Raw genomic sequence first — 21908 nt, forward strand, 5'->3', positions numbered from 1 at the left:
CTTCGATTTGGATGCCGCCCATGCGCCGCCTGCTCGCTCCCCTGCTGCTGTCCCTGGCCCTTGCCGCGTGCGCGCCGTCCGGCCCACCGCCGGGTGGCACCATCGCCGCCTTTGAAACCATCGATACCCAGCCCGGTACCGGCGCGGTCGCCACGCCGGGCAGCAAGGTCACCGTGCACTACACCGGCTGGATCTACGACGAGCGCGCAGCAGACAAGCATGGCCAGACCTTCGACAGCTCGGTGACCCGTGGCGAGCCATTCTCGTTCGATCTCGGCGGTGGCCAGGTCATCCGGGGTTGGGATGAAGGCGTGGCCGGCATGAAGGTAGGCGGCAAGCGCACCCTGATGATCACCCCGGACATGGGCTACGGACAGCGCAGCGTAGGGCCGATTCCGGCCGGGTCGTCGCTGGTGTTCGATGTCGAGCTGCTTGATGTCCAGCCCCGCTGAATCCGGCCCGCCCGCGCGCGTCGCGGTGGTAGGCGGCGGCCCGGCAGGCCTGTTCGCCGCCGAACAGTTGTGCGCGGCAGGATTGTCGGTGGATCTGTACGAAGCCAAGGGCTCGCCCGGGCGGAAGTTCCTGATCGCCGGCAAGGGCGGCTTGAACCTGACCCATTCCGACCTCCGCCCGCTGTTCGACAGCCGCTACCGCGAACAGACCGCGGCGGTCGCCGGATGGCTGGACGCGTTCGATGCCGACGCACTGCGCCGCTGGGCCGCCGGCCTTGGCGTAGAGACCTATGTCGGCAGTTCCGGGCGCGTGTTCCCGGTGGACCGCAAGGCGGCCCCGTTGCTGCGCGGCTGGGTACGCCGGCTGAAGGAACAAGGCGTCCGGTTCCACGTGCAGCATCGCTGGCAGGGGTGGGACGCCGACGGCGCGCTGCGCTTCACCAGTGAAAACGGCGAGCAGCGGGTGCACGCCGACGCCACGCTGCTCGCGCTCGGCGGCGGCAGCTGGCCGCAGCTGGGCTCGGACGGTGCGTGGGTTCCCCTGCTGCAGGCCCGCGGTGCGGCGATTGCGCCGCTGCAACCGGCCAATTGTGGTTTCGATGTGCCATGGACCCCGTGGTTCGTGCAGCGCCATGCCGGCACGCCGCTGAAGTCCGTGGTGGCCCACTGGACCGACCTGCACGGCGCGCCGCGGCATCAACAAGGCGAATGCGTGGTGAGCGAGTACGGCATCGAAGGCAGCCTGGTCTACGCGCTGTCGGCCGACCTGCGCGAGACGATCAATCGTGATGGCAGCGCAACCCTGTGGCTGGACCTGGTGCCGGGACGCGAGCAGGACCGCCTGGCGGCCGACCTGGCGCGCCCGCGCAAGGGTCGCAGCTTCGGCGAGCACCTGCGCCGGCAGACCGGCGTCGATGCGGTGAAGGCATCGCTGCTGTTCGAGGTGCTGGGCAAGGACGCCGGGCAGGACATCGCCGCAGTTGCCGCCACCCTCAAGCGCCTGCCCATCCCGCTGCAGCGCCCGCGGCCGATGGCCGAGGCGATCAGCACCGCCGGCGGGGTGACCCTGCCGTCGCTGGATGCCGGGCTGATGCTGAAGGCCGTGCCGGGCGTGTTCTGCGCAGGCGAGATGCTGGACTGGGAAGCCCCCACCGGGGGCTACCTGCTGACCGCCTGCTATGCCAGCGCCAAACGGGCGGCCGACGGCGTCATCCACTGGCTAGCGACGCGCTGACATCGCGGGTCGGCGCATGCGCCTGGCTGCGAGCGTGATGCCACTGGGGTGCGGGTACGCCTGTTCCCCTTCATCCAGGAAGCCGGCACGCTGGTAGAACGCGACCGCGTTGAGCGAGGCCGACAGCAGCACGTCGCGCTGCGGATCAGCCAGGGCCAGCAGCTGTTGCAGCACGGCCTGGCCCAGCCCCTTCCCGGCCTGCTCCGGGGCGACGAACAGCGCATCGACTTCGTTGTCCTGCAGCACCAGTATCCCGTAGCCGAGCAACTGTCCGTTCGCATCGTCGGCCACCACGCAGCCTCCTTCGGCGATCAGCCCCGCATATCGCGGTGGCGGCGGTGAAGCCGACCAGCGCGCGATCACGTCCGGTGGATAGTGGCTGCGGCACAGTTCGCGCACGCAACGCGTGCGCAGTGCCCACAGCGCCGGCGCATCGTCGGCGCGACCGCCACGGAAGCGCGGCAACGCCTCCACGCTCACCGCGATTTGCTCGCGCGCAGCGCCTGGATCCGTGCCGGTGGCTGGAACGAATCACTGCGCGCATCGGCCCAGTAATCGTGGAATACCGCGTGGTCCGGGACCTGGCGCAGCAGCTCGCCCGGGGCTAGGTAGCGGTATAACGAGGCCAGCGAGCGGATCTCAACCGGCGATACCCGGCGCAGGATGTGTTCCGGCCCCAGCTCGGCCGGATCATTCAGTCCGGCCGCGCACAGCAGCTCCTTCAACGCATGCAGGGTATGCCGATGGTAGTTGTGCACGCGTTCGGCCTTGTCGGTCGGGTCCAGGCTGCGCCAGCGCGATGGATCCTGGGTGGCGATACCGGTAGGACACTTGTCGCTGTGGCAGCTGAGCGACTGGATGCAGCCCAGCGCGAACATGAAACCACGCCCGGCATTGCACCAGTCCGCACCCAGCGCGATGATGCGCGCGATGTCGAAGGCGCTGGTGATCTTGCCCGCCGCGCCGAGCCGGATGCGATCGCGCAGGTCCAGGCCGACCAGCGTGTTGTGCACCAGCAGCAGCGCTTCGTGCATCGGCACGCCGACATGGTCGACGAACTCGGCGGGGGCCGCGCCGGTACCGCCCTCGGCGCCATCGACGACGATGAAGTCCGGCAGCAGGCCGGTCTCGCTCATCGCCTTGGCGATGCCGAACCACTCCCACGGATGGCCGATCGCCAGCTTGAATCCGACCGGCTTGCCGCCGGACAGCTCGCGCAGGCGGGCGACGAACTGCAGCAGTTCGATCGGCGTGGAGAACGCGGAGTGCCGCGAGGGCGACACGCAGTCCACGCCCATCGGCACGCCGCGGGTCTCGGAGATCTCCGCGCTTACCTTGGCCGCCGGCAGCACCCCCCCGTGGCCCGGCTTGGCGCCCTGGGAAAGCTTGATCTCGATCATCTTGACCTGATCGGTGGTCGCATTGGCGACGAAGCGCTCTTCGCTGAAGCTGCCATCGTCATGGCGGCAGCCGAAGTAGCCCGAGCCGATTTCCCACACCAGGTCGCCGCCCTTCTCGCGGTGGTAGGACGATATCGAGCCTTCGCCGGTGTCGTGGTGGAAGCCGCCGCGCCGCGCGCCTTCGTTGAGCGCGCGGATCGCATTGGCCGACAGCGAGCCGAAGCTCATGGCGGAAATATTGAACACGCTGGCCGAATAGGGCTTGGCGCAGTTGGGTCCGATCAGCACGCGGAAATCACTGTGACCGATGCTGGTGGGCGCCAGCGAGTGGTTGATCCACTCGTAATCCACCGCGTAGGTACTGCGCAGCGTGCCGAACGGCACCACGTCCATCTCGTTCTTGGCGCGCTGGTAGATCAGCGCGCGCTGCTGGCGCGAGAACGGCACGTCTTCCAGGTCGCTCTGCACGAAGTACTGGCGGATCTCCGGGCCGATCGATTCCAGCCCGTAACGGAAATGCGCGAGCACCGGATAGTTGCGGCGCAGCGTGCTGCGCGACTGCAGCAGGTCCCAGGTGCCCAGCACCACCAATGCAGCCGTCAGCCCTACCCCCCAGTACCAGGCGACCCAGTACGTGGCCAGCCACAGGCAGACCGGAAACAGGATGATGGCGAGCGCGTAGGCCAGGTAGCGGTGCATGGCGTTCCTTTCAGGATGGCTGCAACCAGTCTACCCGCGACGGCGTCGACGCCGCGCCAGCCGCTTACAGGCGGCCGTCCACCGAAGCACGGGGCCACGCCGACTTGACGTCGTAGACGATGCCGCCCGGTGCCTGCAGGGCCGCGATCCGTGCCGCATCCATGTCCAGGAACGCGGCGTGCGCCACCGCCAGCACCACCGCATCGTAGGCACCGGGTTCTGGACGGGCGACCCACTGCACCGCGGTGTCCGCCAATACCGCCGGACCCACCCATGGATCGTGCACCTCCACCCGCGCACCACTGGCCTGGAGCTGTCCGGCCAGTTCCAGCGCACGGCTGTTGCGCAGGTCCGGGCAGTCTTCCTTGAACGTCACCCCGAGCACCAGGATGCGGGCCTGGGCCGGGGAGCGGCCGCGTTCGGCCAGCAGCGACAGCACGCGCTCGGCCACGTGCGCGCCGACCCGGTTGTTGACCTGGCGTGCGGTATGGATGAGATCAGGGTGGTAGCCCACGCTCTCGGATTTGTGCAGCAGATAATACGGATCCACGCCGATGCAATGCCCGCCGACCAGGCCGGGCCGGAACGGCAGGAAATTCCACTTGCTGCCGGCTGCGTCGAGCACGTCCTGGGTATCGATGCCGAGCTTGTCGAAGATCAGCGCCAGTTCGTTGACCAGCGCGATGTTGACGTCGCGCTGGATGTTTTCCACGACCTTGGCGGCCTCGGCCACGCGCATCGACGGTGCGGGGAACGTGCCGGCGGTGATGATCCGGCGGTACAGCGCGTCCACGATCGCGGCGACCTCCGGGGTAGAACCGGAGGTGATCTTGCGGATGTCGGCCAGCCGGCGCGTGCGGTCGCCCGGACTGACCCGTTCGGGGCTGTAGCCGCAGTAGAAGTCCTGGTTGAAGCGCAGTCCCGAACCCGCTTCCAGCAGGGGAATGCAGACTTCTTCGGTGGTGCCGGGATACACGGTGGACTCATACACCACCAGGTCGCCGGCCTTCAGCACGCTGGCCACGCGTTCGCTGGCCGAGCGCAGCGGGCCCAGATCGGGCTGCTCATGCGCGTCTATCGGCGTGGGCACGGTGATGATGTAGACGTTGCAGGCCGCCAGTTCGGCCGCATCGGCGCTACAGCGCAGCAGCGGTGCGCCCGCCAGCTCGCCGTCCTCCAGTTCCAGGGTATGGTCGTGGCCCTGCTGCAGTTCGGCAACCCGCGCGGCATCGATGTCGAAGCCCAGGGTGGGGAACAACCGCCCGAAGGCGACCGCCAGCGGCAGGCCGACATACCCCAGGCCGATGATCGCAGGACGCGGTGACGCAGCAGCCGAAACCGGGACGCTCATGCGAAGCCTTCCTGCTGCGCGATGCGGCTCGATCGTTCCATTGCGCACCCGCCTCCAACTCAAAGAGGCACAAGGGTAACCGCCATGCCCGGCGCTGACCACGCCCGTGATCAGGAGCCCAGGCTGACCGCCGCGGGCTCCAGCTCGCCATCGCCGCCGGTCCAGCTGCGCAGCAGCAGCGCCAGCCCCTGCTCGGCCGTGGGCGGGTCGGCACTGATGCCCGTCCAGGGCGCGTCGATGATGTGGCTCATCGTCAGTGGATCGATCCGCCGGTTGGCCATGGTCCAGTGGGGGAACCGGCGCGTGCCCACCACTGCCGCGGCCAGTTGCCGTACGCCATGGTGGCGACTGGCGTTGAGGACCCTGCCGTAGACGGAATCCAGGCCATCACGGGGGCCTTCCAGGTATTGCAGGAAGCGTTCGCCATCGAACATCAGCACGCCGGTGACACCGGCCATCCGGTTGAACGCCGTCGCATCGGCCAGCAGCGCATCCAGCTCCTGCGGTGCCAGCTCCGGACGGGCCTGGCTGACGTAGGCAATCGCGTGCAACGACATGGTCACTCCCTGGCCCCTTACAAAGCCGAATATGGCATGAACGACGCACTGTTTACAGTTGGATTGCCCATACCGCGTATCTGGTCACGGTTCCACGCACGCGCGCCGCCATTCCAAATTCGCGCCCCGTGGTGCACCCTATGCCGCGCGGCCCGGATGGCGAAACTGGTAGACGCAGCGGACTTAAAATCCGCCGACCGCAAGGTCTTGCCGGTTCGATCCCGGCTCCGGGCACCAGATCCGCTTGCCAGCACCCCGATGCCTCACAGGGCACGCGAGTAACGCGCCGGCTGTCCCGGCCGCGACAGGTAGCGGTCAAAGCACATCGCCAGCAGGCGAAGCAGCGGGCGCCCCGCTTCAGTGGCACGCACCCCTCCCTCGTCCAGCTCGGCCAGCCCGTCGGCCTGCAGCGCGTGCAGCTGCACCAGCGCATCGGCGAAGTACGCTTCGAAGAGGATACCGCGCGCGGCACACAGGGCCGCCGCATCGACGTGGCCGTGGCACATCAGCCGCTGGATGATCTCCGCGCGCAGCAGGTCGTCCTGGTCGAGCTGTACGCCGCGCCACACCGGCAGATGCCCGGCATCGACCGCCGCCTCCCACGCCGGCAGGTCTCGCGGGTTCTGGCTGTAGGTGCTGGCCACCGTGCTGATGGCGCTCACCCCCAGGCCCAGCAGATCGGTATCGGCATGGGTGGTGTACCCCATGAAGTTGCGGTGCAGCTGGCCGGCGCGCTGGGCACGCGACAGGTCTTCTTCCGGCAGCGCGAAATGGTCCATGCCGATGTACTGGTAGCCGGCCTGCAGCAGCCGCTCCACTGCCAGCCCGAGCAGCGCCAGCTTCTGCTCCGGCGCCGGCAGCCGGGATTCGTCGATCTGCCGCTGCGCGCGGAACAGCTGTGGCAGGTGCGCATAGCCGTATACCGCCAGCCGATCCGGGCGCAGTGCCAACACCTGCTCCAGCGTGCGCCCGAAGCCCTGTTCGTTCTGTCCTGGCAGGCCGTAGATCAGGTCCACGTTGACCGAGCGCATCCCGTGATCGCGGCAGGCCTGCAGGATATCCAGCGTCTGCTCCACGCCCTGCAGGCGGTTGATCGATGCCTGTACCGCCGGATCGAAATCCTGTACTCCCAGGCTGGCCCGGTTGAATCCCAGTTCGGCCAGCAGGGCCACGTCGTCGCGGTCGATGAAGCGCGGATCGAGTTCGATGGAGAAATCGCGCGCCGCGGAAGTACTGAATCGGAAGCGCCTGCGCAGGCTTTGCAGCAGTTCGGTCATCGCCTCACGGGTGAGGAAATTGGGCGTTCCGCCGCCCAGGTGCAGCTGGATCACCTCGCGGGACGGGTCGATGTGCGAAGCGATCAGGTCCGCCTCGGCCAGCACCCGCGCTACGTACGCGTGGCCACGGCTGCGGTCGCGGCTGATGATCCGGTTGCAGCCACAATAGAAGCACGGGCTGCTGCAGAACGGGACATGCACGTACAACGACAACGCGCGTGCCTGCCCGTTGCTACGTGCCAAGGCAGCGGTGAATTCGCTCTCGCCGAATGCCTCATGGAAATGCGGCGCGGTCGGGTAGGAGGTGTAGCGCGGACCCGGTTTGTCGTGCCGGCGCAGGGTCGCTGCGTCGAAACACCAGGCCAGGCCGCCTTCAACAGGTGAGTACGTGTCCATGCCTGCAGCGTGCCTGCGCCCGCGCGCAGACGCCTTGACCCAGATCAATCCAGGCCGATCAGCCGACGATCGGCAGGCCGATAGATGGCAGGCGCAGCATCCGGTAGCGCTTCCAGAACGTATCGGCGATGCGCGCGGCGATGTCATCGGCCAGCCGCTGCATCTGCGGGTTGCCACTTTCCGCCGAGGTCATCCGGAACAACACCAGCCAGCGGTCGAACAGATCGCGGTCCATGTCATCGATGGCCATGTGCTTGGACATCGGCGAGCCCTGGAAGCGCCGGGTGCCGCGCAGCAGGGCCGACCAGAAATCGACCAGCTGCGCCAGGTGGGTCGGCCAGTCCTGCACGTGCGCAGTGAACACCGGACCCAGCCGGGGTTCGTCACGTACGCGCGCATAGAAGTCGTGGACCAGACGGGTCACTTCCGCTTCGGTGCACAGGTCGGGGGAGGCTACGGGGAGCGGCAGTGGCAGGGTGTCCATGGAATCGGCGCGGATCTGATGGCCCATGATCGCACCGGGCTCCACAACTCCCGCTTGATCAGGATCAAGGACGCCGGCCTGGGCGGTTTCTACAGTGGCCGCTGCCGGTGGGACGCTCCCTGCTCCCGTCGGTCCCCACCGCCCTCCTGCCGGAATGTGACCCATGCCCCGACAGTGCCTCACCCACGCCCGTTGGCCCCCAGGGCGACGCTTGCCCGCGCTGGGCGCGATCCTCTGGCCAGGCTTCATCACCGCGGCGTTGGCGTGCGTGGTGTTCTTCGCCTTCGTCGATCCGCTGCGCCTGCGCGATATCAGCTTCCCCGGCCACGGCATCAGCCGCGGGCTGGGCTACACGCTTGGGTTCTTCATGTTCTGGGGGATCACCAGCCTGTCCAGCGCCACCACCTGCTACCTGCTGCGGCCGGCATCGGCGCACGGTGGAGACGACGACGAGGTGCCGCTGGGATGAATCCGCCCACGCTGCCGTCATGGACCCGAACGGCCCTGCCGGTCGTGCTGCTGATCGGCTTCCACGCCCTTCCGTGGCTTCGTTGGGACGGCCGCCAGGCGGTGCTGCTGGACGTGGTGGAGCGCCGCTTCGATGTGTTCTGCCTCACGCTGTGGCCCAGCCAGGCCGGCCTGTTGCTGGGGGCGCTTGCGGTGCTGGCGGTGACGCTGGCCTTGTGCACGCACCTGGCCGGCCGCCTGTGGTGTGGGCATGCCTGTCCGCAGACCGTGTGGAGCACGCTGTTCGCCTGGGTGGAGCACGGCACACGGCGCCTGCTTGGAAAGTCCCGCGTAGAGCCGCTCGCGCGCCATGCGCTTTGGATCGTAATCGCGCTGTGGACTGCGTTGAGCTTCGTCGGCCTGTTCACTCCCATCCAGTCGCTGCTGGCCCGCGCCGTCACCCTGCGGCTGGACGGCTTCGAATCGTTCTGGATCGTCTTCTACACCGTGGCCACATGGGGAAACGCCAGTTTCCTGCGCTGGCATGTCTGCCGCCTGCTGTGTCCCTTCGCGCGTCTGCAGCCGCTGCTGCGCGATGGACATACCCCGCGCATGCTGTACCTGGCGCCTCGTGGCGAGCCGCGCGGGCCAAGGCGGCCGGGAGGTGGCAGCATTGCCCAGCGCGGACGCGGCCTGCTCGATGCCGGCACCGCACAGGATTACGTATTCCGCTGGGCCCATCCGCAGCTGGCCGGACCGATGCCCCGTTTCGCCGATGATCGGCTGGGCGACTGCACCGACTGCCGACGCTGCGTGCAGGCCTGCCCGATGGCGCTGGACGTGCGCGATGGCCCGCAGGCCGATTGCCTGGACTGCGGTGCCTGCGCGGTGGCCTGTGAGCAATCGCAACGGGCGGCAGGGCTGGGCCCCGGGCTCATCCAGCACATCAGCCCGCAGCGACTGGCCGGACATCGGCTGCAGTGGATACGACCGCGGACGCTTGCGCTGCTGGGACTGCTGAGCCTGCTGCTGGGACTGATCGTGCTGGGTGCCGCGCTGGCAGGGTGAATCAACGCGATGGCGGGTCCGCCGGCGGCACCAGCTGGGCGCGCCGGACGATGCCAAGCTGTTCGATCAGCAACGCCATATCGTTGGTCACCTGGGTGCGCTCACGCCCCTCCGGTACCAGCCGCGCCAGCACCTGCTGGTAGGTATTCCAGAACTCCGGGCCGCATCCATGCCGCTGGTAGCTGTCCTGCAGCTCGTCGCGAACCTGGTCGGCCAGGTCCTGTCTGCCGTAATCCATGTACGACCTCCACGAAATCGGTGGCAGCGGATGCGGGGGCATCCGTCGAGGCAACACGATGCCTATGAATTAGACATGCTTTTGTCTACGCGTCAATGACACAGCAGACACATTCCGCGAACCTCACTGAATGATTCACCTCAATCGCCCGCCGCGTGTGGCGTGCTGCGACGTGTCCCGACGCGCTCCTCACCGCGCTTGCGTAGGCTGAAACCTTCAATCGCCAGACGGAGAAAACGCGCATGCAGTTGACCGCGCAGCAACAACGCATTCTGGAAGACATACAGGCCACCCGCCCGGTTGCGCAGGAAGACGCGAACTGGGCGGTTGAAGCGGGACTTGCCGCACAGGGCGAAGACGGCGACATCGACCTGACCCAGCAAGGCCGCCACTATGTGGATTCATCGCAGTTGTGACGACAGCAGCCGCATAAGGGGCTGCGCGGGATGCCGTAATGCGCGTGGCCGTTTGCGGACCGCGCATCAGTTGCCCCCTGTGGCGCAGCGCGCGGCCGGCCCCTACTGGATTGCAGGCCACTGCAGGGCGATGGTGCGTTCATCTGGTGCACACCTTCCAACGCCAGCCCGTGGAGTGACTGATGATCAACGCCGCCCTGCTCTCGCAGATCCTGATGTGCCCCCTGGCGCTGGCCCAGCGCTGGACCGCGCCGCTGAACGAGGCGATGCAACGTTTCGACATCACCATCCCGCGGCGGATCGCGCATTTCCTGGCACAGATCGGCCATGAAAGTCTGAGCCTGCAGCACCTGCAGGAAAACCTTTCATACAGCCGCAAACGCATCGGTGAGGTATTCGGCCGGCGCCTGTCCGAGGCCGAGCAGCCGCAGTATGTGCGCAAGCCGGAGCGGCTGGCCAACCGCGTGTACGCCAACCGCAATGGCAACCGCGACGAGGCCAGTGGGGATGGGTATCGCTACCGCGGCCGCGGACCGATCGCCTTGACCGGCCGCGACAACTATCGCCGCATCGGCGAGCTGCTCGGCCTGCCGCTGGAGGAACAGCCCGAGCTGCTGGAATCACCGGAAGTGGGTGCGTTGGCTGCTGCAGCGTGGTGGCAGGATGCCGGCCTCAATGCACTGGCCGACCGCGATGACCTGCTGGGTGTAAGCCGACGGATCAACCTGGGATCGAGCACCAGCAAGGCCACGCCGGAGGGCATGGCCGACCGCACGATGCGGACCAGCCGGGCGCTGCTGGCGATGGGCGTGGGGTGACTGGCGTCTTCTCTGCAGCCAACGAGGCAGCGGATATATCGCGCATGGGGCAGGAGGAGGTAGAGGCGGTGTACGAGGGCGAATCGAACGGTCCCAAGCCCAAATCGCGGTTGGATCGCTACAGCCAGAGCGGCGAGCACACCGGCGGCTTTTGGATGCTGGTTGATGTCGATCTGTCCAAGCTCAGCACGGGAGCGATGCACGATGCGCTCCTTGAGAAATTGGCTAGCGCACCTCAGTAGCCCAGTTGTGCTACACGCAACTACTGCAGGCCGGGTGCACCGTTTCTTACTTGGGGCCTTAGCCAGACGTTATGGCTCTTTCCTAAGGGCCATAGCGTGGCGCAGCCACCGGTGGTGTCGTTCCGAAGTAGAGAACGGCCGGCGGTGCACCTGCCTTCACGTCAGGGCGCGCTTTGAAACTTCTCAGAGCCTACGGCAATTGATACGGCAACAACCAGCATTGTAATTATCATCAGCGTTAGAAGCGCCGCTGATAGACTTGGTTTATGCAGCGAAACCAGTCCAGATATCAGGAAGAGCAGAGGAAGAACAGCAAGTCGATTCCCAGCCCAGCGGTGAAGGGCGGAAGGGTCGTTTACTCGCGCGTAGTTGACGACATTTAGCGGCCGAGATTTTCCTGCATAGCGAACAGCCAGTGCGGGAATGAGGAGTACAGGCACAAGAAATAGTTGAATGATCGCAAGCAGTGCCGCCATCTTAGTTCGCTCCAATTTGTAGTTTCGCGACGTCAACGACGAGGGCTTTGTGCAGTTCAATTGAAGTGGCGATCAAAATTTTCGTGCGGCCACGCGGCAGCGTCGGCAGATGCAGGGTTGTTGACCCATCGATCTCTTGACACTTACAGCACCAGCTGGTGAGAGCAGTCCACTGAGATAGAAAGACTCATGAAGGACTCTGCACCAAACTCGCCATGTCGAGCAAGCATGTCTGACTTGATTGAGCCTGTAATACCTCACATCGAGACGAAATGATCGCGCTTCAAGAAGCCAGGAACAATCGGCAACCTGTCGAGGTCAAGTGCACTCGAGGGAAAAACCAAATGCTGAAAGGAGCGCCACAAATCCGTGGTTGTATGGCTGCTGCATGCTGCCGGCCAACTTTTGCTTGACTTCACGAGAGCTACTTCAGCGGCGCGCCCCTCTTCGCTGGACGGGCTCGTATTCTCTTCATCTAGAGCGAAAACGTGGCGAGCCATCGGATAGAAGCGCGGAGCAGGCTCGCCCGGCCTTTCACGGACCACCTCAGGTTTGCGCAGCCTCAAGGACACGCCCGCTTCGCACCCGCACATCCTTGTAAGGAATCGGCAAGACCAGCTGTTCGACAGCACGCATTTTCACCCGTCGTCTGTCGTCAAGCTGCTGGCACCGTCGCCGTTACGCGCGGTGACGGTGGCGATCCAGATAGTCCTCCTGCACCACGTGGTCCGGGGCGACCTCCTTCCAGTGCCAGGGGCCGCGGGATAGCGCGCGCGAACACGTACTGCGTGGCGGCGCGTCGATTCACCCCCAAATCAGGGGACTGCAGACCTGCCTGCCAAACGCCAGACATAAAAAAAGCCCTGATAAATCAGGGCTTTGTCTGGAGGCCTGGGTCGGAATTGAACCGGCGTACGCGGCTTTGCAGGCCTCGCCAACTTCCGCTGTGTCATATGCTTATAGATGCTTGCCACTCCACCTGCCACGTTCTCGGGCGTTGTTAGCGCTGCCATGAAGATTAGCTCGCAGCACGACCGCCTAATCCCACTGCTCAAGCATTAGCATACCGTTGGCGAACTGATGGGCCCATAGTGCCAGCTCCAGACCACTTGTGAACTCATGCTGAGAGTTTCGCAGACTTCGAATTTTAGTACGCGCATGGTTAGTAACGCTCCTCACAGCCTCATTGCGTGAAGCGGCGGTCACGCAAGCCATATGGTTCTTTGAGACGAGATGTGCCGTTAGCCTACCCTCGCGGGCCCGGGCAGCGTAAAACGAGTCTTCGGATGCACCGACGCTGGGTATGCAGAATAGTTCGCGAAGATCGGCCGTGTCGAGAATCAGAAAACCATCGCTGTATGCGCGCTCGCCAGTAGGCAGACGCTGATCCTCAACGATGAGAAGGTAGCCATCGTCCTTGAGCAACCTAAATAGCGGAGAACCTTTACCGAGCAACCCAGGCCATTGGTCAGGCTCGATCTCATGAAGCACATTTGTCATAACTATGCAGTCAATACTTCCGAGCCCCAGCTCTCCAAGCATTAAATGGACGTCATTGAAATATCGCCCAGAATGACTCCCGTGATAAAGCTCGATTGCAGCCTTGCACTCCTCACTATCAGAGGTATAGGCATCAAACGCATGGTAAGAGATGGATCTTCCACCCTCCTTCAGCGCGTCAACTAGCCGACCCTTTCCCGCTCCGTAATCCACAATTTTCAACTCAGCATCACTGCTTATTTTAGCAAGCGTCTCCCTTATCTGCGTGAGCTGCGGATCATCTGCTTCTGTCATCACAACAGCAGGTGGCATTAGGCATTGGTAGGAGAAATTGTTGACCGCGATCTGAGCAGGCAGAGAAAGGAAAGACGCAAGCATTGCGACTTGTTGCTCATCACCTAGAAGCCCAGAAATCACCTTCATTGGATTGCGGCCCGCACGAGTAGCCTTGCCTTCGACGACTGACCAGATACTCCTCGAGTTTCTAGAATTTATGAAAGATAGCAGAGGAATTGAGTGTGTTGCGATCCAAACCTGGACAAGCGGCGCGTTCTGCTCGATATGCTGCAGCAAATCCACCAGTACTGACGGATGCAGATGAGTTTCCGGCTCATCCATGAACAAGATTGCCTCCCCTATTCCTTGAGCTTTCGCATGCAAGGCTGTAACCAGCTGGAGCATAACCATCTGGCCGGAAGACAGCCCTGCGTTAGCGATAGGCCGACCAAACAACGTGGGGCGGCCGCGCCCATCCCGCATGAGGCGCTGGCCCAAGAAGCTGAAGATAGCATCGTCTAGAGACGAAAATGACTTCGCTGCATCCTCAGCTCTGACACCCTCCGCTTGAATCGTACCGTGCGAAGTATTGAAGTGCCGGTCAAATATCTCTTTGATATACGGCACAGCTTCCTTCTTCCAGTCGGAAGCGTGCGAGGTGGACAAACGCTCAGCACTCGCCCATATAGCCTCTTCGGTAAGCTTAGCCGGATCAACCAGATCGCCTGCAGAAGGCGTAAACTTAAGCGCTGAGCCGGGGATTGCATCAAAGCGAAAGTTTTGGCGAACATGCCTCGTACTCAAATGCTCGTCAAGCATAGTTTTGAGTCCGACCTGCCCCTTATCAACAGCCGTCTGATAATGATTTATGTGCGCATCTAACTGTTGCTCGTCCAGTCCTGAATGGCCGTCCGATATTCTTAATGACTCACTAACAAAATTAAGAATTCTTGACTTCCCGCTGCCATTTTTACCCGCCAGTACTACATAGCGCTCCAGTCCACTAATCGCGTGCTCTGGAAGTCCTGAATTGCGAGCCAAGGGCCCTGAAATTTGTACATGCTCCAACATAGGTGCTCCTTCACTAGTTGTTCAGCGCACAGCTTTTACGACACTCCGTCCTGCCCTGCAAGCCCCGCGAGCAAACTCTTAGTGAACTTGGGACAAGGGCAGCTCCCTGCCTCAATTAGGCAGAAGATTAAAAGTCTTCACCGCTGACCTTAGGAATCAAAGACTTAAAGCGATAATAGTTACGGATTCCTGCAACGCAAACCCCCGCTCCTTGGGCGCGTTCCATCGGGTTTTACGGAGGCATCCGCACTATCTCCCGGCGCCCACTGACTCATCCACGCCAGCCTGCGGCGACAAGAGGGCTCATCAGGCACACGCGCAGTCAATTTATCCATATGGACAAGTCAGAAAAATCGCCGATCAGCCTTTTCATGTTGGCATGCCCTATTGCCATACCCACGCTAGTTAGCGTAAATCGACTCATACCTGAAGAGGACCAATGCGTAAACAAATCATCCATATAACTCCTCCTCCCAACAACCATGCTCCTGATGCCCGCCTCATCCATAACATTTTCACCGTAAAGCTTCTTAATCAACTCACCCTGATCATTCGAAACGGATAGCTCGCCAAGAGTACGAGCCAAGTGGTCATCATCTATCGCATTGATCTGGCCCAGCGAAGAATCATTAAAACATTTCACGAAAATCGGGTGAGTCACCGGCAGCTCAATCCCACGATTAACCAGATCCTGAGCTGTGAACCCCTTCATGAACAGCCCTTTGTAACTCCTCATAAGACAATGCTCAAGTGAGTACACCGACAAGCTAGAAGCACCGCAGCCAGTGAACTGGAGATGCTGCATCGAGGCATCGGTCGCGGGCTTTTCACTGATGAATGACTGGATATACTTGTCTAGATACGTATCTAACGTATCTAAAGATAAAACCCCGGCATTCCTGGTGTTCTTAAAAACAAAAATAAGAGCAAGCACATCAAACTGCCCGCGTGTAAGCTTAGGAGCGGTAACAAGGGACTCATCCAAGACCAACTGCAGTATGTCCCGCTGCTCCTGCTTCGAACGATCAACGAGCAAATCAACCAAGAGATCACCCAGGTCCTTGTCGCCCGATCTGGCGTACTCTCTTTGGACAGAATAGAGCGCATACTGGAAGCCAGGATCATCCGCACCGCCAAACCCAGCAGGATTTTCTGCACGAAGCTTATCTAAAAACCCCTCAGTAATTTCAGTCGCACGACGCCCAGCCTCCTCCCTTGCGGGGCCGGCCAGCTGATAGAAATTGGCTTTGAAGACATCCAATGCTATCTCTTTCACCTCCCCGTAAGACACCCCTGAGTAGACAGTAATGTCACCGCCTGCTTGTAACGCCGTGCCTGCTTCGGCGACCGACTGCGATTGCTTATGGCTCACCGGCGTCACCTTTTCGCACATTGATATCGCGCCCAGCCTGCATGGCCACACCACCTGCAGCCACTTTCTGAGACTGTGACTGCGCGCCGACAGCGCTCTTCGGGCTTTTCTTAAGATAAAGAGTCCCGACAGTAACAACTGCGAAACAGAAAGGCACCAATGCTTCAATCGAACGGTCTATTGCAAGCCATACGACGGAAAGCGTAAGCCCAACCCACGAAACCGCTCGAAGCCAATTAATCAATCTCACAGATGCCCCTCCATAACCCTGCGACAGAACGCAATAATGTCAGAGGTTAGCCAGCTCTGCATGCAGTTAGGACATTTTGGGGATCGAGCTGCTTCCCCCTGCCTCTCAGCACGACGTTGTCCTGGATCCATTGCAGCTTTTTTGCGACCTTCCGGCGCAGCGCCTGCTCATGGCGTAGCGCCCACATCTCGCATCCCCGCCGGCCGGCAGCGAACGAACTGCACGGCCTGAGCAGCAGCGGCGCATGCAACCCATCCTCGGGACTCAGTCTCGCTAGCCACGATCCGTCGACCCTCTGCTGCATCGAGGCCACCTTCGCCACCGGCCAGCAAGGCGCCACGTTGGTGCTGATGGTGTGTGCCGGCTGGCTGTGGGCTGGCCTCTACGCCACGCCGTACAGCATCACTCCGTACCAGGTCGCGGCAACCGTCGGCCATAGGGTCCGCATCACTCCGAGCCAGCTGTTGGTCGGTGCAGGCGCGTTCCCGCTTACCGGCAAGTCGCTTCAGGCAGCACACCGCTGGCTCGACCGCCAGGGAGTGACGGTCCGCGCCGTGTCCACCACCGCCCGCACCCGGGCAGCCAATCCCGCAGAGGCAGTATGAGCAACCGATCCATCGTCATTTACGGGCCGCGAGCGTGCGGCAAGACAACGCACGCGGAACAGCTCCGCGTCCATTTCGAACTGGAAACCACGGTCGACGACTGGGACGGCCTAAGCGCCTACCCGCGCGAAGGCGCCTTGGTGCTTACGAGCAACCCTGAAGCACAGGTGCAAGGCACCGACCAATCGATGCACTTCGGCGCTGCCATGCGCGCCCTGAGAAGTGAGGCCGCGCGATGACCGCAAAGATCCAGCGCTACGGCCGCGCAGCCAAGATCCGCGACGTGCTGTTCGCGATCCCCACCGGCGCCACCACCGTAGAGATCAAGGCTGCGGCCGACCTGTCCGACAGGCTCAGCGCGATCGGGACCTCGCTCATTGCCATGCGCAAGAGCGATCAGGTGACCATGGCGATGGGCCCGAACAGCATCATCTGGCACCTGACGCCAAAGACGCGGGCCGAGATGGCTCGAATGGCTGCTACGGCGGCGGTGTTCAACCGTCCGCGGCGTGCACTCCCTGCGGCGTCTGCCCGCCCGTCCGAAAGCAGCACGACGATCCGGCACAAAGACGATGCACGTGCCGCGATCGCTGACCAGCTCGACGCGTTCCGCCGGGCCGGCGGCAAGGTAGAGGTCCTAGGCAACACGCCCTTTAAGTCCGTAATGAACCGCCGCCAAGGCAACGACAGCCGCATGGCGAAGAGCGCCAAGGGATGAGCCACCTCACCGTCCCCCTCTACTGCGCCGGCACCACGGCATTCCTGGTTGCGCTGCTGCTGCGCGCGATCTGGACCAGTGCGCACACGTTCGTCGCCGTGTTCCTCGGCGCACTGATCTTCTTCGCCTGGCGCACTTATGCGGAAACCCGCAAGAACTGGCCAGCGTTCAAGGGAGAGATGCGCGTGCGCACCGACGCGCGCCGTCGAGCAGCGCAGCAGAAGCGCTACCGGCACCACTGAATTCGCCCGCTCGGCCATGCCGAGTCCCGCGCCGGCCGGGTTCCACGAGCCGGCAACCATCACTAGGACTTCAGCGTGCGAACCCCAGTAGGACAACCCGATTACGCCTTGCGACTGCGGCCTTCAGAGGGTGTCGATAGCCCTTTTCAATTCTTCCTTTATTTCACTTGCCCAGTTCTTCGCAAACTCATGATTTTCAGCAAGTTGAATGCTCGTCATGTAGTCAAGCCGCACGCATTTCCCAATCGCGGCCTCGAGTCGCGCATAAGCAAGCGTTCCCCTAAGCGACCGCAAAAGTGCAGGACGGACTGTAGCCAGTTCGTCCTTAGCGGAGCCAGCCTCGTTCTTAAGATTGTTATACGCAGTGCTAAGGAACTGAACACCGGTAGTCGCGATCTCAACATTATTTTGATCTCGCTTCGGCACGACGCATGCCGACCCGTAGAGTCCTTCCAGGGCAGCGATGAAATCCGAGAAGAGTTCCTCGATGCACCTCCTGTCGTCCTCTCTCGCTCCCGTGCGCATAGCATCGGCTCGCGCCCACTCGGCCCTCATCAACTCAACGGTCCGATTGTGTTGCTCATTCGAGAGCTCGAGAGTTGCATTGTGCTGACTCTCTGCGAGTGCCATAGCAGCGTTGTTTTGTCGCGCGGCTCGCTCGTCAGCAGCGGCCGTCTGCTGACCGGCCAAGACCCTCGCAGCCTCTGCTTGGCTCAGTGCGAGACCCCTCGCACTAGCAGCTTGCTGCTCAGCCAGCTCCCTCGCCCAAGTATTCTGCTCAGTGGCTCGAAGCACCGCTTCGTCCCTCTGAGCTTTCGCGAGAGCGGCTGCCGCTATGCCCTGTTCGTTCGCTCGGGCGTTTGCCGCCCTTTCCTGGCCTTCCGCCAAGAGGGTTGCTGCACTTGCCTGCCTCTCAGCAATCTTTCTGCTGGCCCTTGTCTGCCAGCCAGAAACTATCAGCGCAATCACCAAAGCTGCGAGCGCACCAATCGCTTGCATGATGAATGCCACGGTCTGCAGTTTCAGCAATGCATCTGGGCTGTTCGGAAGAAAGTCCAACATGTTGCCCTCCTTGGGTTTACTGATCGATCGCACGCTCGATGCGGGCGGTCCCTTACGCCGGATTATGCCTGATGCGCTACGTATCTCTATTTTCCGGCATGGAAGCGGCGCACCTCGCGTGGGAAGCACTAGGGTGGACCTGCGTTGGCGTGGCTGAAATCGAGCCGGTTGCATGCGCGGTGCTGGCGTACCACCTGCCCCACATTCCCAACCTAGGAAGTGTCACTGAGATCACCGACGGACAGGTGGCCGCTCTGGGACCGTTCGATGTTTTGATCGGGGGTAGCCCGTGCCAAGACCTGTCTGTCGCTGGCCGCCGCGCAGGCCTCGCTGGAGCGCGGTCGAGTCTCTTCCACCACCAGATGAGGATCTTCAATGCAGCTCGACATTTTTGCGGCACCCGCTGGCTCATCTGGGAGAACGTCCCTGGAGCATTCAGCAGCAACGAGGGCCGAGACTTTGCTGTCGTGGTTGGTGCGATGGCAGGATGCGACCTGCCTGTCCCCTCAAATGGCTGGGGATCCGAAGGCATTGCGCTGGGTGACAACGGTCTCGTCGAGTGGTCCGTGCTTGACGCGCAGTGGTTCGGAGTTCGCCGGCTAACGCCGCGGGAGTGCGAGCGGCTGCAGGGCGTTCCCGACGATTGGACACTGACGCCAAATGCGAAGGGCAAGCCCATGGCAGACGGCCCACGTTACAAGCTGCTGGGCAACAGCTTCGCCGTACCCGTCGTCAGATGGATAGGCACGAAGATTGCTGCCGCCCACCGAATGTCGGAGGCGACATGAGCGCACGTCGGGAGCAGTTTGAGCAGGAAGACACCCTGGGCCTCGAGGACGCCGCAAAGGTCCTACGCCTCGGCCTCGAAGCCATGAAGGCTCTTGTGGAAGAAGGCACGGTACCCGCTGTTCGCCTCAACCAGAAGCACACGGTCATGCTGCGCGAGGACCTGATCGAGTTCCTGCGCGCAGAGGGCCGGCGTCAGGCAGCGGAAAGGAAGGCAGCGATCGGGAAGCGGCCGGCCGCCAACAGCGCGCAGCCTGCGCCCCCGCGGGCTAGGCCGGCGAAGGTCCGGCGGATCTCCCCGCCCGACCTCGCGGCATACGAGGTCAAAGGCTGATCACCAAAGGTGGTCAGCCAGTGTGGATGCGCGCAGGTTGGCATAGCGCTTCAGCTGCCTCGGATCCCGATGCCCGGTGATGCTGGCAATCTTGAGGTCGCTCAGCGTCGTCCTTTCGTACAACCGGCTTGTGGCTTCGTGACGCATGTCGTGGAAGTTGAGGTCGTTGCATCCAGCGGCTTGGAAGATGCGGTCAAACTGGCGCGACAGCTGTGACGTGATCTTCGCCAAGGCCTTTTTGTCCGGGTTGCCATCCCACCAGGGAAACAGGCGCACCTCGGATCCGCCACCGTAGGCGGTGAGCTTCGCCACCAGCACCGACGACATGGGCACCTGGCGCTTGCTGCCGTTCTTGGTCTTGCTCAGGAAGATCGTTCGCCGCTCCAGATCGATCTGGCTGCGCTCCAGCGTGTACATCTCCCGCATGCGCATGGCCGACTCCAGCGCCATATCGAAGAGCAGGGTCAGCGCCTCCGAATGCCGCAGCTCGAGCGGGCGCTGCCGGCCTTCCGGCTTGGCGCCGGCCAGAATGGCGCGGATCCGATCCTCCTCCCCGGGCTCCAGTCGCCGATCACGCGCCACATCCGCCTTGATCGCGCCCTCGATCTTGGAAACAGCGATCACGTCGTCAGGCGTATAGGTCGAATAGCCGCGCGGGAGTAACCGCAGCGGATTCAACGGCACCGCGCCGTGGGCAGCGAGCCAGTCCAGCGCACGCGAGAGCGCGCCGACGTGATGCCGGATGGTTGATGGCGCAAGATTCTGGTCGCGCTTCATGGAGGAAACCCATGCCGTCGCCCAGGTGAATGTCAGCTCGGGCAAAGTGATGCCGATCGGCAGCCTTGCCAGCACCACCGGCAGCAGCTTGTTGTCGTCGACGGACACATGTTGGACGCTGCGGTACTCGCTGACCTGGGCGCGAAGATCCTTCGCCGCTGCCTTGGTGTTGGCCAACTCTTCCGGCACGATGCCGCGATCGAGCAGCGCCTCCAGGCGACGCACGTACTCATCGCCCTCGGCCTCGGATTCGAAGCTGAGGTAGATCGGCTGCGGCAGGAGCTTTGTCCTGCGCACCGTGTAGTGCCACGTATTGCCCCGCTGCCTCTTCGTTGCCATCTCTCATCTCAACTCGCGTACACGCACTCGGCACATGCTAACGCGAGTTTGCCACTCGAAAACGCGTGGCAACCCGATGATTTCGACCCCAAATCAGGTGATTGCGGACCTGCCAGCCAACCGCCAGATATAAAAAAAGCCCTGATAAATCAGGGCTTTGTCTGGAGGCCTGGGTCGGAATTGAACCGGCGTACGCGGCTTTGCAGGCCGCTGCATAACCACTCTGCCACCAGGCCGGTGTACAGCTACCAGGAATGCGATCCTGGTAAGACGAAACCCCTGTCGGGGCCTGTCGGGATTTGGAGCGGGAAACGAGACTCGAACTCGCGACCTCAACCTTGGCAAGGTTGCGCTCTACCAACTGAGCTATTCCCGCGTGAGGCCGACATGCTACCGGAAGACCCGGGACCACACCAGCGTTTTCACGCTTCAAAACGCTGCTTTTCCGCTGCGCCACTCCCTTCCGGAAGCATCGCCCCGCACGGCCGGTGCGGGAGAAAAACAAAGCCCCTTCCGGGGCCCGGTAAAACTGGAGCGGGAAACGAGACTCGAACTCGCGACCTCAACCTTGGCAAGGTTGCGCTCTACCAACTGAGCTATTCCCGCAATCTCTTCGACCTGCGCCGAAGAAGCGATATTGTGTCGAAATTCCTTCATCTCGTCAAGCCTGTTCAGCTCTCCGATCGCAGCAATCACGCACGCAGCGCACCTTCGAATACAGGCAAAAAAAAGAGACCGCGTGGGCCTCTTCTTCAAAACCTGGAGCGGGAAACGAGACTCGAACTCGCGACCTCAACCTTGGCAAGGTTGCGCTCTACCAACTGAGCTATTCCCGCTTGGGAGGCGGCATTCTACACGGCCTGTCGCCGGTGTCAAGAGACGGCAGGGACGCCTGCCGTTTCCGCCGGCACAAAAAAAGAGGCCTTTCGGCCTCTTTTCAGATTCTGGAGCGGGAAACGAGACTCGAACTCGCGACCTCAACCTTGGCAAGGTTGCGCTCTACCAACTGAGCTATTCCCGC

25 protein-coding genes and 6 tRNA genes are annotated in these 21908 nt (G+C 62.7%); 14 read left to right on the forward strand and 17 right to left on the reverse strand.

The window, feature by feature from the left end; translation table 11 throughout:
• Positions 1–20: 20 nt before the first annotated feature.
• Both H9654_RS16245 and H9654_RS16250 read left to right on the forward strand, forming a co-directional pair.
• Positions 21–452 (forward strand): FKBP-type peptidyl-prolyl cis-trans isomerase, encoded by a 432-nt coding sequence (locus H9654_RS16245; RefSeq protein ID WP_191771787.1) that lies wholly within the window; start codon positions 21–23, stop codon positions 450–452.
• Complete coding sequence (locus H9654_RS16250) at positions 436–1686, forward strand: TIGR03862 family flavoprotein (protein ID WP_191771788.1); 1251 nt, start codon at positions 436–438, stop codon at positions 1684–1686. Before H9654_RS16245 ends, H9654_RS16250 begins: the two co-directional genes overlap by 17 nt.
• Here the strand turns inward: H9654_RS16250 and H9654_RS16255 are convergent.
• The 4 genes from H9654_RS16255 to H9654_RS16270 all read right to left on the reverse strand — a co-directional run bounded on the left by H9654_RS16255 (position 1672) and on the right by H9654_RS16270 (position 5693).
• Positions 1672–2160, reverse strand: coding sequence for a GNAT family N-acetyltransferase (locus H9654_RS16255; RefSeq protein ID WP_318241152.1), 489 nt, complete (start codon positions 2158–2160; stop codon positions 1672–1674). The two genes, H9654_RS16250 and H9654_RS16255, sit on opposite strands and share 15 nt — an antisense overlap.
• Positions 2161–2162: 2 nt before the next feature.
• The gene (locus H9654_RS16260; RefSeq protein WP_101100045.1) at positions 2163–3785 is read right to left on the reverse strand and encodes an FMN-binding glutamate synthase family protein; all 1623 of its coding nucleotides are present in this window, start codon (positions 3783–3785) and stop codon (positions 2163–2165) included.
• A gap of 64 nt (positions 3786–3849) precedes the next feature.
• On the reverse strand, positions 3850–5136 hold the full coding sequence (locus H9654_RS16265; RefSeq protein ID WP_191771789.1) for a nucleotide sugar dehydrogenase: 1287 nt from the start codon (positions 5134–5136) through the stop codon (positions 3850–3852).
• Positions 5137–5246: 110 nt separating this feature from the next.
• A complete protein-coding gene (locus H9654_RS16270; RefSeq protein ID WP_191771790.1) occupies positions 5247–5693 on the reverse strand; it encodes a BLUF domain-containing protein in 447 nt (148 codons plus the stop codon).
• Between the two features lie 150 nt (positions 5694–5843).
• On the opposite strand from H9654_RS16270, the gene H9654_RS16275 reads away from it, so the two are divergent.
• A tRNA-Leu gene (locus tag H9654_RS16275) sits at positions 5844–5930 on the forward strand.
• A gap of 26 nt (positions 5931–5956) precedes the next feature.
• Here H9654_RS16275 and hemN read toward each other — a convergent pair.
• Both hemN and H9654_RS16285 read right to left on the reverse strand, forming a co-directional pair.
• Positions 5957–7366 (reverse strand): oxygen-independent coproporphyrinogen III oxidase, encoded by a 1410-nt coding sequence (hemN, locus tag H9654_RS16280; RefSeq protein WP_191771791.1) that lies wholly within the window; start codon positions 7364–7366, stop codon positions 5957–5959.
• A gap of 58 nt (positions 7367–7424) precedes the next feature.
• Positions 7425–7877 carry a group III truncated hemoglobin gene (locus tag H9654_RS16285; protein ID WP_406833487.1) on the reverse strand — a complete coding sequence of 151 codons (453 nt, stop codon included), beginning with the start codon at positions 7875–7877 and terminating at the stop codon, positions 7425–7427.
• Between the two features lie 136 nt (positions 7878–8013).
• On the opposite strand from H9654_RS16285, the gene H9654_RS16290 reads away from it, so the two are divergent.
• Positions 8014–8319 (forward strand): hypothetical protein, encoded by a 306-nt coding sequence (locus tag H9654_RS16290; RefSeq protein WP_191771792.1) that lies wholly within the window; start codon positions 8014–8016, stop codon positions 8317–8319.
• Positions 8316–9365 carry a 4Fe-4S dicluster domain-containing protein gene (locus H9654_RS16295; RefSeq protein ID WP_191771793.1) on the forward strand — a complete coding sequence of 350 codons (1050 nt, stop codon included), beginning with the start codon at positions 8316–8318 and terminating at the stop codon, positions 9363–9365. Before H9654_RS16290 ends, H9654_RS16295 begins: the two co-directional genes overlap by 4 nt.
• Position 9366: 1 nt before the next feature.
• On the opposite strand, the gene H9654_RS16300 is transcribed toward H9654_RS16295, so the two are convergent.
• Positions 9367–9603, reverse strand: a complete 237-nt coding sequence (locus H9654_RS16300; protein WP_042613007.1) for a hypothetical protein — start codon at positions 9601–9603, stop codon at positions 9367–9369.
• Positions 9604–9845: 242 nt separating this feature from the next.
• On the opposite strand from H9654_RS16300, the gene H9654_RS16305 reads away from it, so the two are divergent.
• The 3 genes from H9654_RS16305 to H9654_RS16315 all read left to right on the forward strand — a co-directional run bounded on the left by H9654_RS16305 (position 9846) and on the right by H9654_RS16315 (position 11079).
• Positions 9846–10019 (forward strand): hypothetical protein, encoded by a 174-nt coding sequence (locus tag H9654_RS16305; protein WP_182655478.1) that lies wholly within the window; start codon positions 9846–9848, stop codon positions 10017–10019.
• Between the two features lie 182 nt (positions 10020–10201).
• On the forward strand, positions 10202–10837 hold the full coding sequence (locus H9654_RS16310) for a glycoside hydrolase family 19 protein (RefSeq protein ID WP_191771794.1): 636 nt from the start codon (positions 10202–10204) through the stop codon (positions 10835–10837).
• Between the two features lie 44 nt (positions 10838–10881).
• Positions 10882–11079, forward strand: coding sequence for a type II toxin-antitoxin system HicB family antitoxin (locus H9654_RS16315; RefSeq protein WP_225212119.1), 198 nt, complete (start codon positions 10882–10884; stop codon positions 11077–11079).
• Between the two features lie 161 nt (positions 11080–11240).
• On the opposite strand, the gene H9654_RS16320 is transcribed toward H9654_RS16315, so the two are convergent.
• From H9654_RS16320 to H9654_RS16330, 3 genes are all read right to left on the reverse strand, one after another.
• A complete protein-coding gene (locus H9654_RS16320) occupies positions 11241–11555 on the reverse strand; it encodes a hypothetical protein (protein WP_191771796.1) in 315 nt (104 codons plus the stop codon).
• 1038 nt (positions 11556–12593) lie between these two features.
• On the reverse strand, positions 12594–14402 hold the full coding sequence (locus H9654_RS16325; protein ID WP_191771797.1) for an AAA family ATPase: 1809 nt from the start codon (positions 14400–14402) through the stop codon (positions 12594–12596).
• 322 nt (positions 14403–14724) lie between these two features.
• Positions 14725–15774, reverse strand: a complete 1050-nt coding sequence (locus tag H9654_RS16330) for an LPO_1073/Vpar_1526 family protein (RefSeq protein ID WP_225212120.1) — start codon at positions 15772–15774, stop codon at positions 14725–14727.
• A 366-nt stretch (positions 15775–16140) separates the two neighbouring features.
• Here H9654_RS16330 and H9654_RS17840 point away from each other — a divergent pair, with 366 nt between their 5' ends.
• The 4 genes from H9654_RS17840 to H9654_RS16350 are packed head-to-tail and all read left to right on the forward strand — an operon-like array spanning position 16141 to position 17589.
• Entirely contained in the window at positions 16141–16629 is a 489-nt protein-coding gene (locus tag H9654_RS17840) for a hypothetical protein (RefSeq protein ID WP_225212121.1), read from the forward strand.
• Positions 16626–16868, forward strand: a complete 243-nt coding sequence (locus H9654_RS16340) for a hypothetical protein (RefSeq protein ID WP_191771798.1) — start codon at positions 16626–16628, stop codon at positions 16866–16868. Before H9654_RS17840 ends, H9654_RS16340 begins: the two co-directional genes overlap by 4 nt.
• Entirely contained in the window at positions 16865–17347 is a 483-nt protein-coding gene (locus H9654_RS16345) for a hypothetical protein (RefSeq protein ID WP_191771808.1), read from the forward strand. Before H9654_RS16340 ends, H9654_RS16345 begins: the two co-directional genes overlap by 4 nt.
• The gene (locus H9654_RS16350; RefSeq protein WP_191771799.1) at positions 17344–17589 is read left to right on the forward strand and encodes a hypothetical protein; all 246 of its coding nucleotides are present in this window, start codon (positions 17344–17346) and stop codon (positions 17587–17589) included. Before H9654_RS16345 ends, H9654_RS16350 begins: the two co-directional genes overlap by 4 nt.
• Before the next feature lie 123 nt (positions 17590–17712).
• Here the strand turns inward: H9654_RS16350 and H9654_RS16355 are convergent, their stop codons facing one another.
• Positions 17713–18651: a hypothetical protein gene (locus H9654_RS16355; RefSeq protein ID WP_191771800.1), complete on the reverse strand. Its 939-nt coding sequence runs from the start codon at positions 18649–18651 to the stop codon at positions 17713–17715.
• A 71-nt stretch (positions 18652–18722) separates the two neighbouring features.
• Between H9654_RS16355 and H9654_RS16360 the strand changes: the two genes are divergently transcribed.
• Positions 18723–19439 (forward strand): DNA cytosine methyltransferase, encoded by a 717-nt coding sequence (locus tag H9654_RS16360; RefSeq protein WP_225212122.1) that lies wholly within the window; start codon positions 18723–18725, stop codon positions 19437–19439.
• Positions 19436–19771 (forward strand): hypothetical protein, encoded by a 336-nt coding sequence (locus H9654_RS16365; RefSeq protein ID WP_191771802.1) that lies wholly within the window; start codon positions 19436–19438, stop codon positions 19769–19771. Before H9654_RS16360 ends, H9654_RS16365 begins: the two co-directional genes overlap by 4 nt.
• On the opposite strand, the gene H9654_RS16370 is transcribed toward H9654_RS16365, so the two are convergent.
• The 6 genes from H9654_RS16370 to H9654_RS16395 all read right to left on the reverse strand — a co-directional run bounded on the left by H9654_RS16370 (position 19772) and on the right by H9654_RS16395 (position 21908).
• Entirely contained in the window at positions 19772–20887 is a 1116-nt protein-coding gene (locus tag H9654_RS16370; protein ID WP_191771803.1) for a site-specific integrase, read from the reverse strand.
• A gap of 162 nt (positions 20888–21049) precedes the next feature.
• Positions 21050–21123, reverse strand: a tRNA-Cys gene (locus H9654_RS16375).
• 64 nt (positions 21124–21187) lie between these two features.
• A tRNA-Gly gene (locus H9654_RS16380) sits at positions 21188–21263 on the reverse strand.
• Between the two features lie 154 nt (positions 21264–21417).
• Positions 21418–21493, reverse strand: a tRNA-Gly gene (locus tag H9654_RS16385).
• Between the two features lie 154 nt (positions 21494–21647).
• Positions 21648–21723 (reverse strand) — tRNA-Gly (locus H9654_RS16390).
• A gap of 109 nt (positions 21724–21832) precedes the next feature.
• Positions 21833–21908, reverse strand: a tRNA-Gly gene (locus H9654_RS16395).

The sequence above is a fragment of the Stenotrophomonas lacuserhaii genome (assembly GCF_014836545.1).
GTDB classification, from domain to species: Bacteria; Pseudomonadota; Gammaproteobacteria; order Xanthomonadales; family Xanthomonadaceae; genus Stenotrophomonas; species Stenotrophomonas lacuserhaii.

Bases quoted from the DNA above. Each gene is read 5' to 3' on its own strand.
- H9654_RS16345 (WP_191771808.1), top strand. From the start codon at position 16,865: ATGACCGCAAAGATCCAGCGCTACGGCCGCGCAGCCAAGATCCGCGAC.
- H9654_RS16355 (WP_191771800.1), bottom strand. From the start codon at position 18,651: ATGTTGGACTTTCTTCCGAACAGCCCAGATGCATTGCTGAAACTGCAG.
- H9654_RS16340 (WP_191771798.1), top strand. From the start codon at position 16,626: ATGAGCAACCGATCCATCGTCATTTACGGGCCGCGAGCGTGCGGCAAG.
- H9654_RS16245 (WP_191771787.1), top strand. From the start codon at position 21: ATGCGCCGCCTGCTCGCTCCCCTGCTGCTGTCCCTGGCCCTTGCCGCG.
- H9654_RS16325 (WP_191771797.1), bottom strand. From the start codon at position 14,402: ATGTTGGAGCATGTACAAATTTCAGGGCCCTTGGCTCGCAATTCAGGA.
- H9654_RS16300 (WP_042613007.1), bottom strand. From the start codon at position 9,603: ATGGATTACGGCAGACAGGACCTGGCCGACCAGGTTCGCGACGAGCTG.
- H9654_RS16305 (WP_182655478.1), top strand. From the start codon at position 9,846: ATGCAGTTGACCGCGCAGCAACAACGCATTCTGGAAGACATACAGGCC.
- H9654_RS16365 (WP_191771802.1), top strand. From the start codon at position 19,436: ATGAGCGCACGTCGGGAGCAGTTTGAGCAGGAAGACACCCTGGGCCTC.
- hemN (WP_191771791.1), bottom strand. From the start codon at position 7,366: ATGGACACGTACTCACCTGTTGAAGGCGGCCTGGCCTGGTGTTTCGAC.
- H9654_RS16315 (WP_225212119.1), top strand. From the start codon at position 10,882: ATGGGGCAGGAGGAGGTAGAGGCGGTGTACGAGGGCGAATCGAACGGT.
- H9654_RS16250 (WP_191771788.1), top strand. From the start codon at position 436: ATGTCCAGCCCCGCTGAATCCGGCCCGCCCGCGCGCGTCGCGGTGGTA.
- H9654_RS16295 (WP_191771793.1), top strand. From the start codon at position 8,316: ATGAATCCGCCCACGCTGCCGTCATGGACCCGAACGGCCCTGCCGGTC.
- H9654_RS16310 (WP_191771794.1), top strand. From the start codon at position 10,202: ATGATCAACGCCGCCCTGCTCTCGCAGATCCTGATGTGCCCCCTGGCG.
- H9654_RS16260 (WP_101100045.1), bottom strand. From the start codon at position 3,785: ATGCACCGCTACCTGGCCTACGCGCTCGCCATCATCCTGTTTCCGGTC.
- H9654_RS16290 (WP_191771792.1), top strand. From the start codon at position 8,014: ATGCCCCGACAGTGCCTCACCCACGCCCGTTGGCCCCCAGGGCGACGC.
- H9654_RS16360 (WP_225212122.1), top strand. From the start codon at position 18,723: ATGCGCTACGTATCTCTATTTTCCGGCATGGAAGCGGCGCACCTCGCG.
- H9654_RS16370 (WP_191771803.1), bottom strand. From the start codon at position 20,887: ATGGCAACGAAGAGGCAGCGGGGCAATACGTGGCACTACACGGTGCGC.
- H9654_RS16270 (WP_191771790.1), bottom strand. From the start codon at position 5,693: ATGTCGTTGCACGCGATTGCCTACGTCAGCCAGGCCCGTCCGGAGCTG.
- H9654_RS16350 (WP_191771799.1), top strand. From the start codon at position 17,344: ATGAGCCACCTCACCGTCCCCCTCTACTGCGCCGGCACCACGGCATTC.
- H9654_RS16285 (WP_406833487.1), bottom strand. From the start codon at position 7,877: ATGGGCCATCAGATCCGCGCCGATTCCATGGACACCCTGCCACTGCCG.
- H9654_RS16265 (WP_191771789.1), bottom strand. From the start codon at position 5,136: ATGAGCGTCCCGGTTTCGGCTGCTGCGTCACCGCGTCCTGCGATCATC.
- H9654_RS16320 (WP_191771796.1), bottom strand. From the start codon at position 11,555: ATGGCGGCACTGCTTGCGATCATTCAACTATTTCTTGTGCCTGTACTC.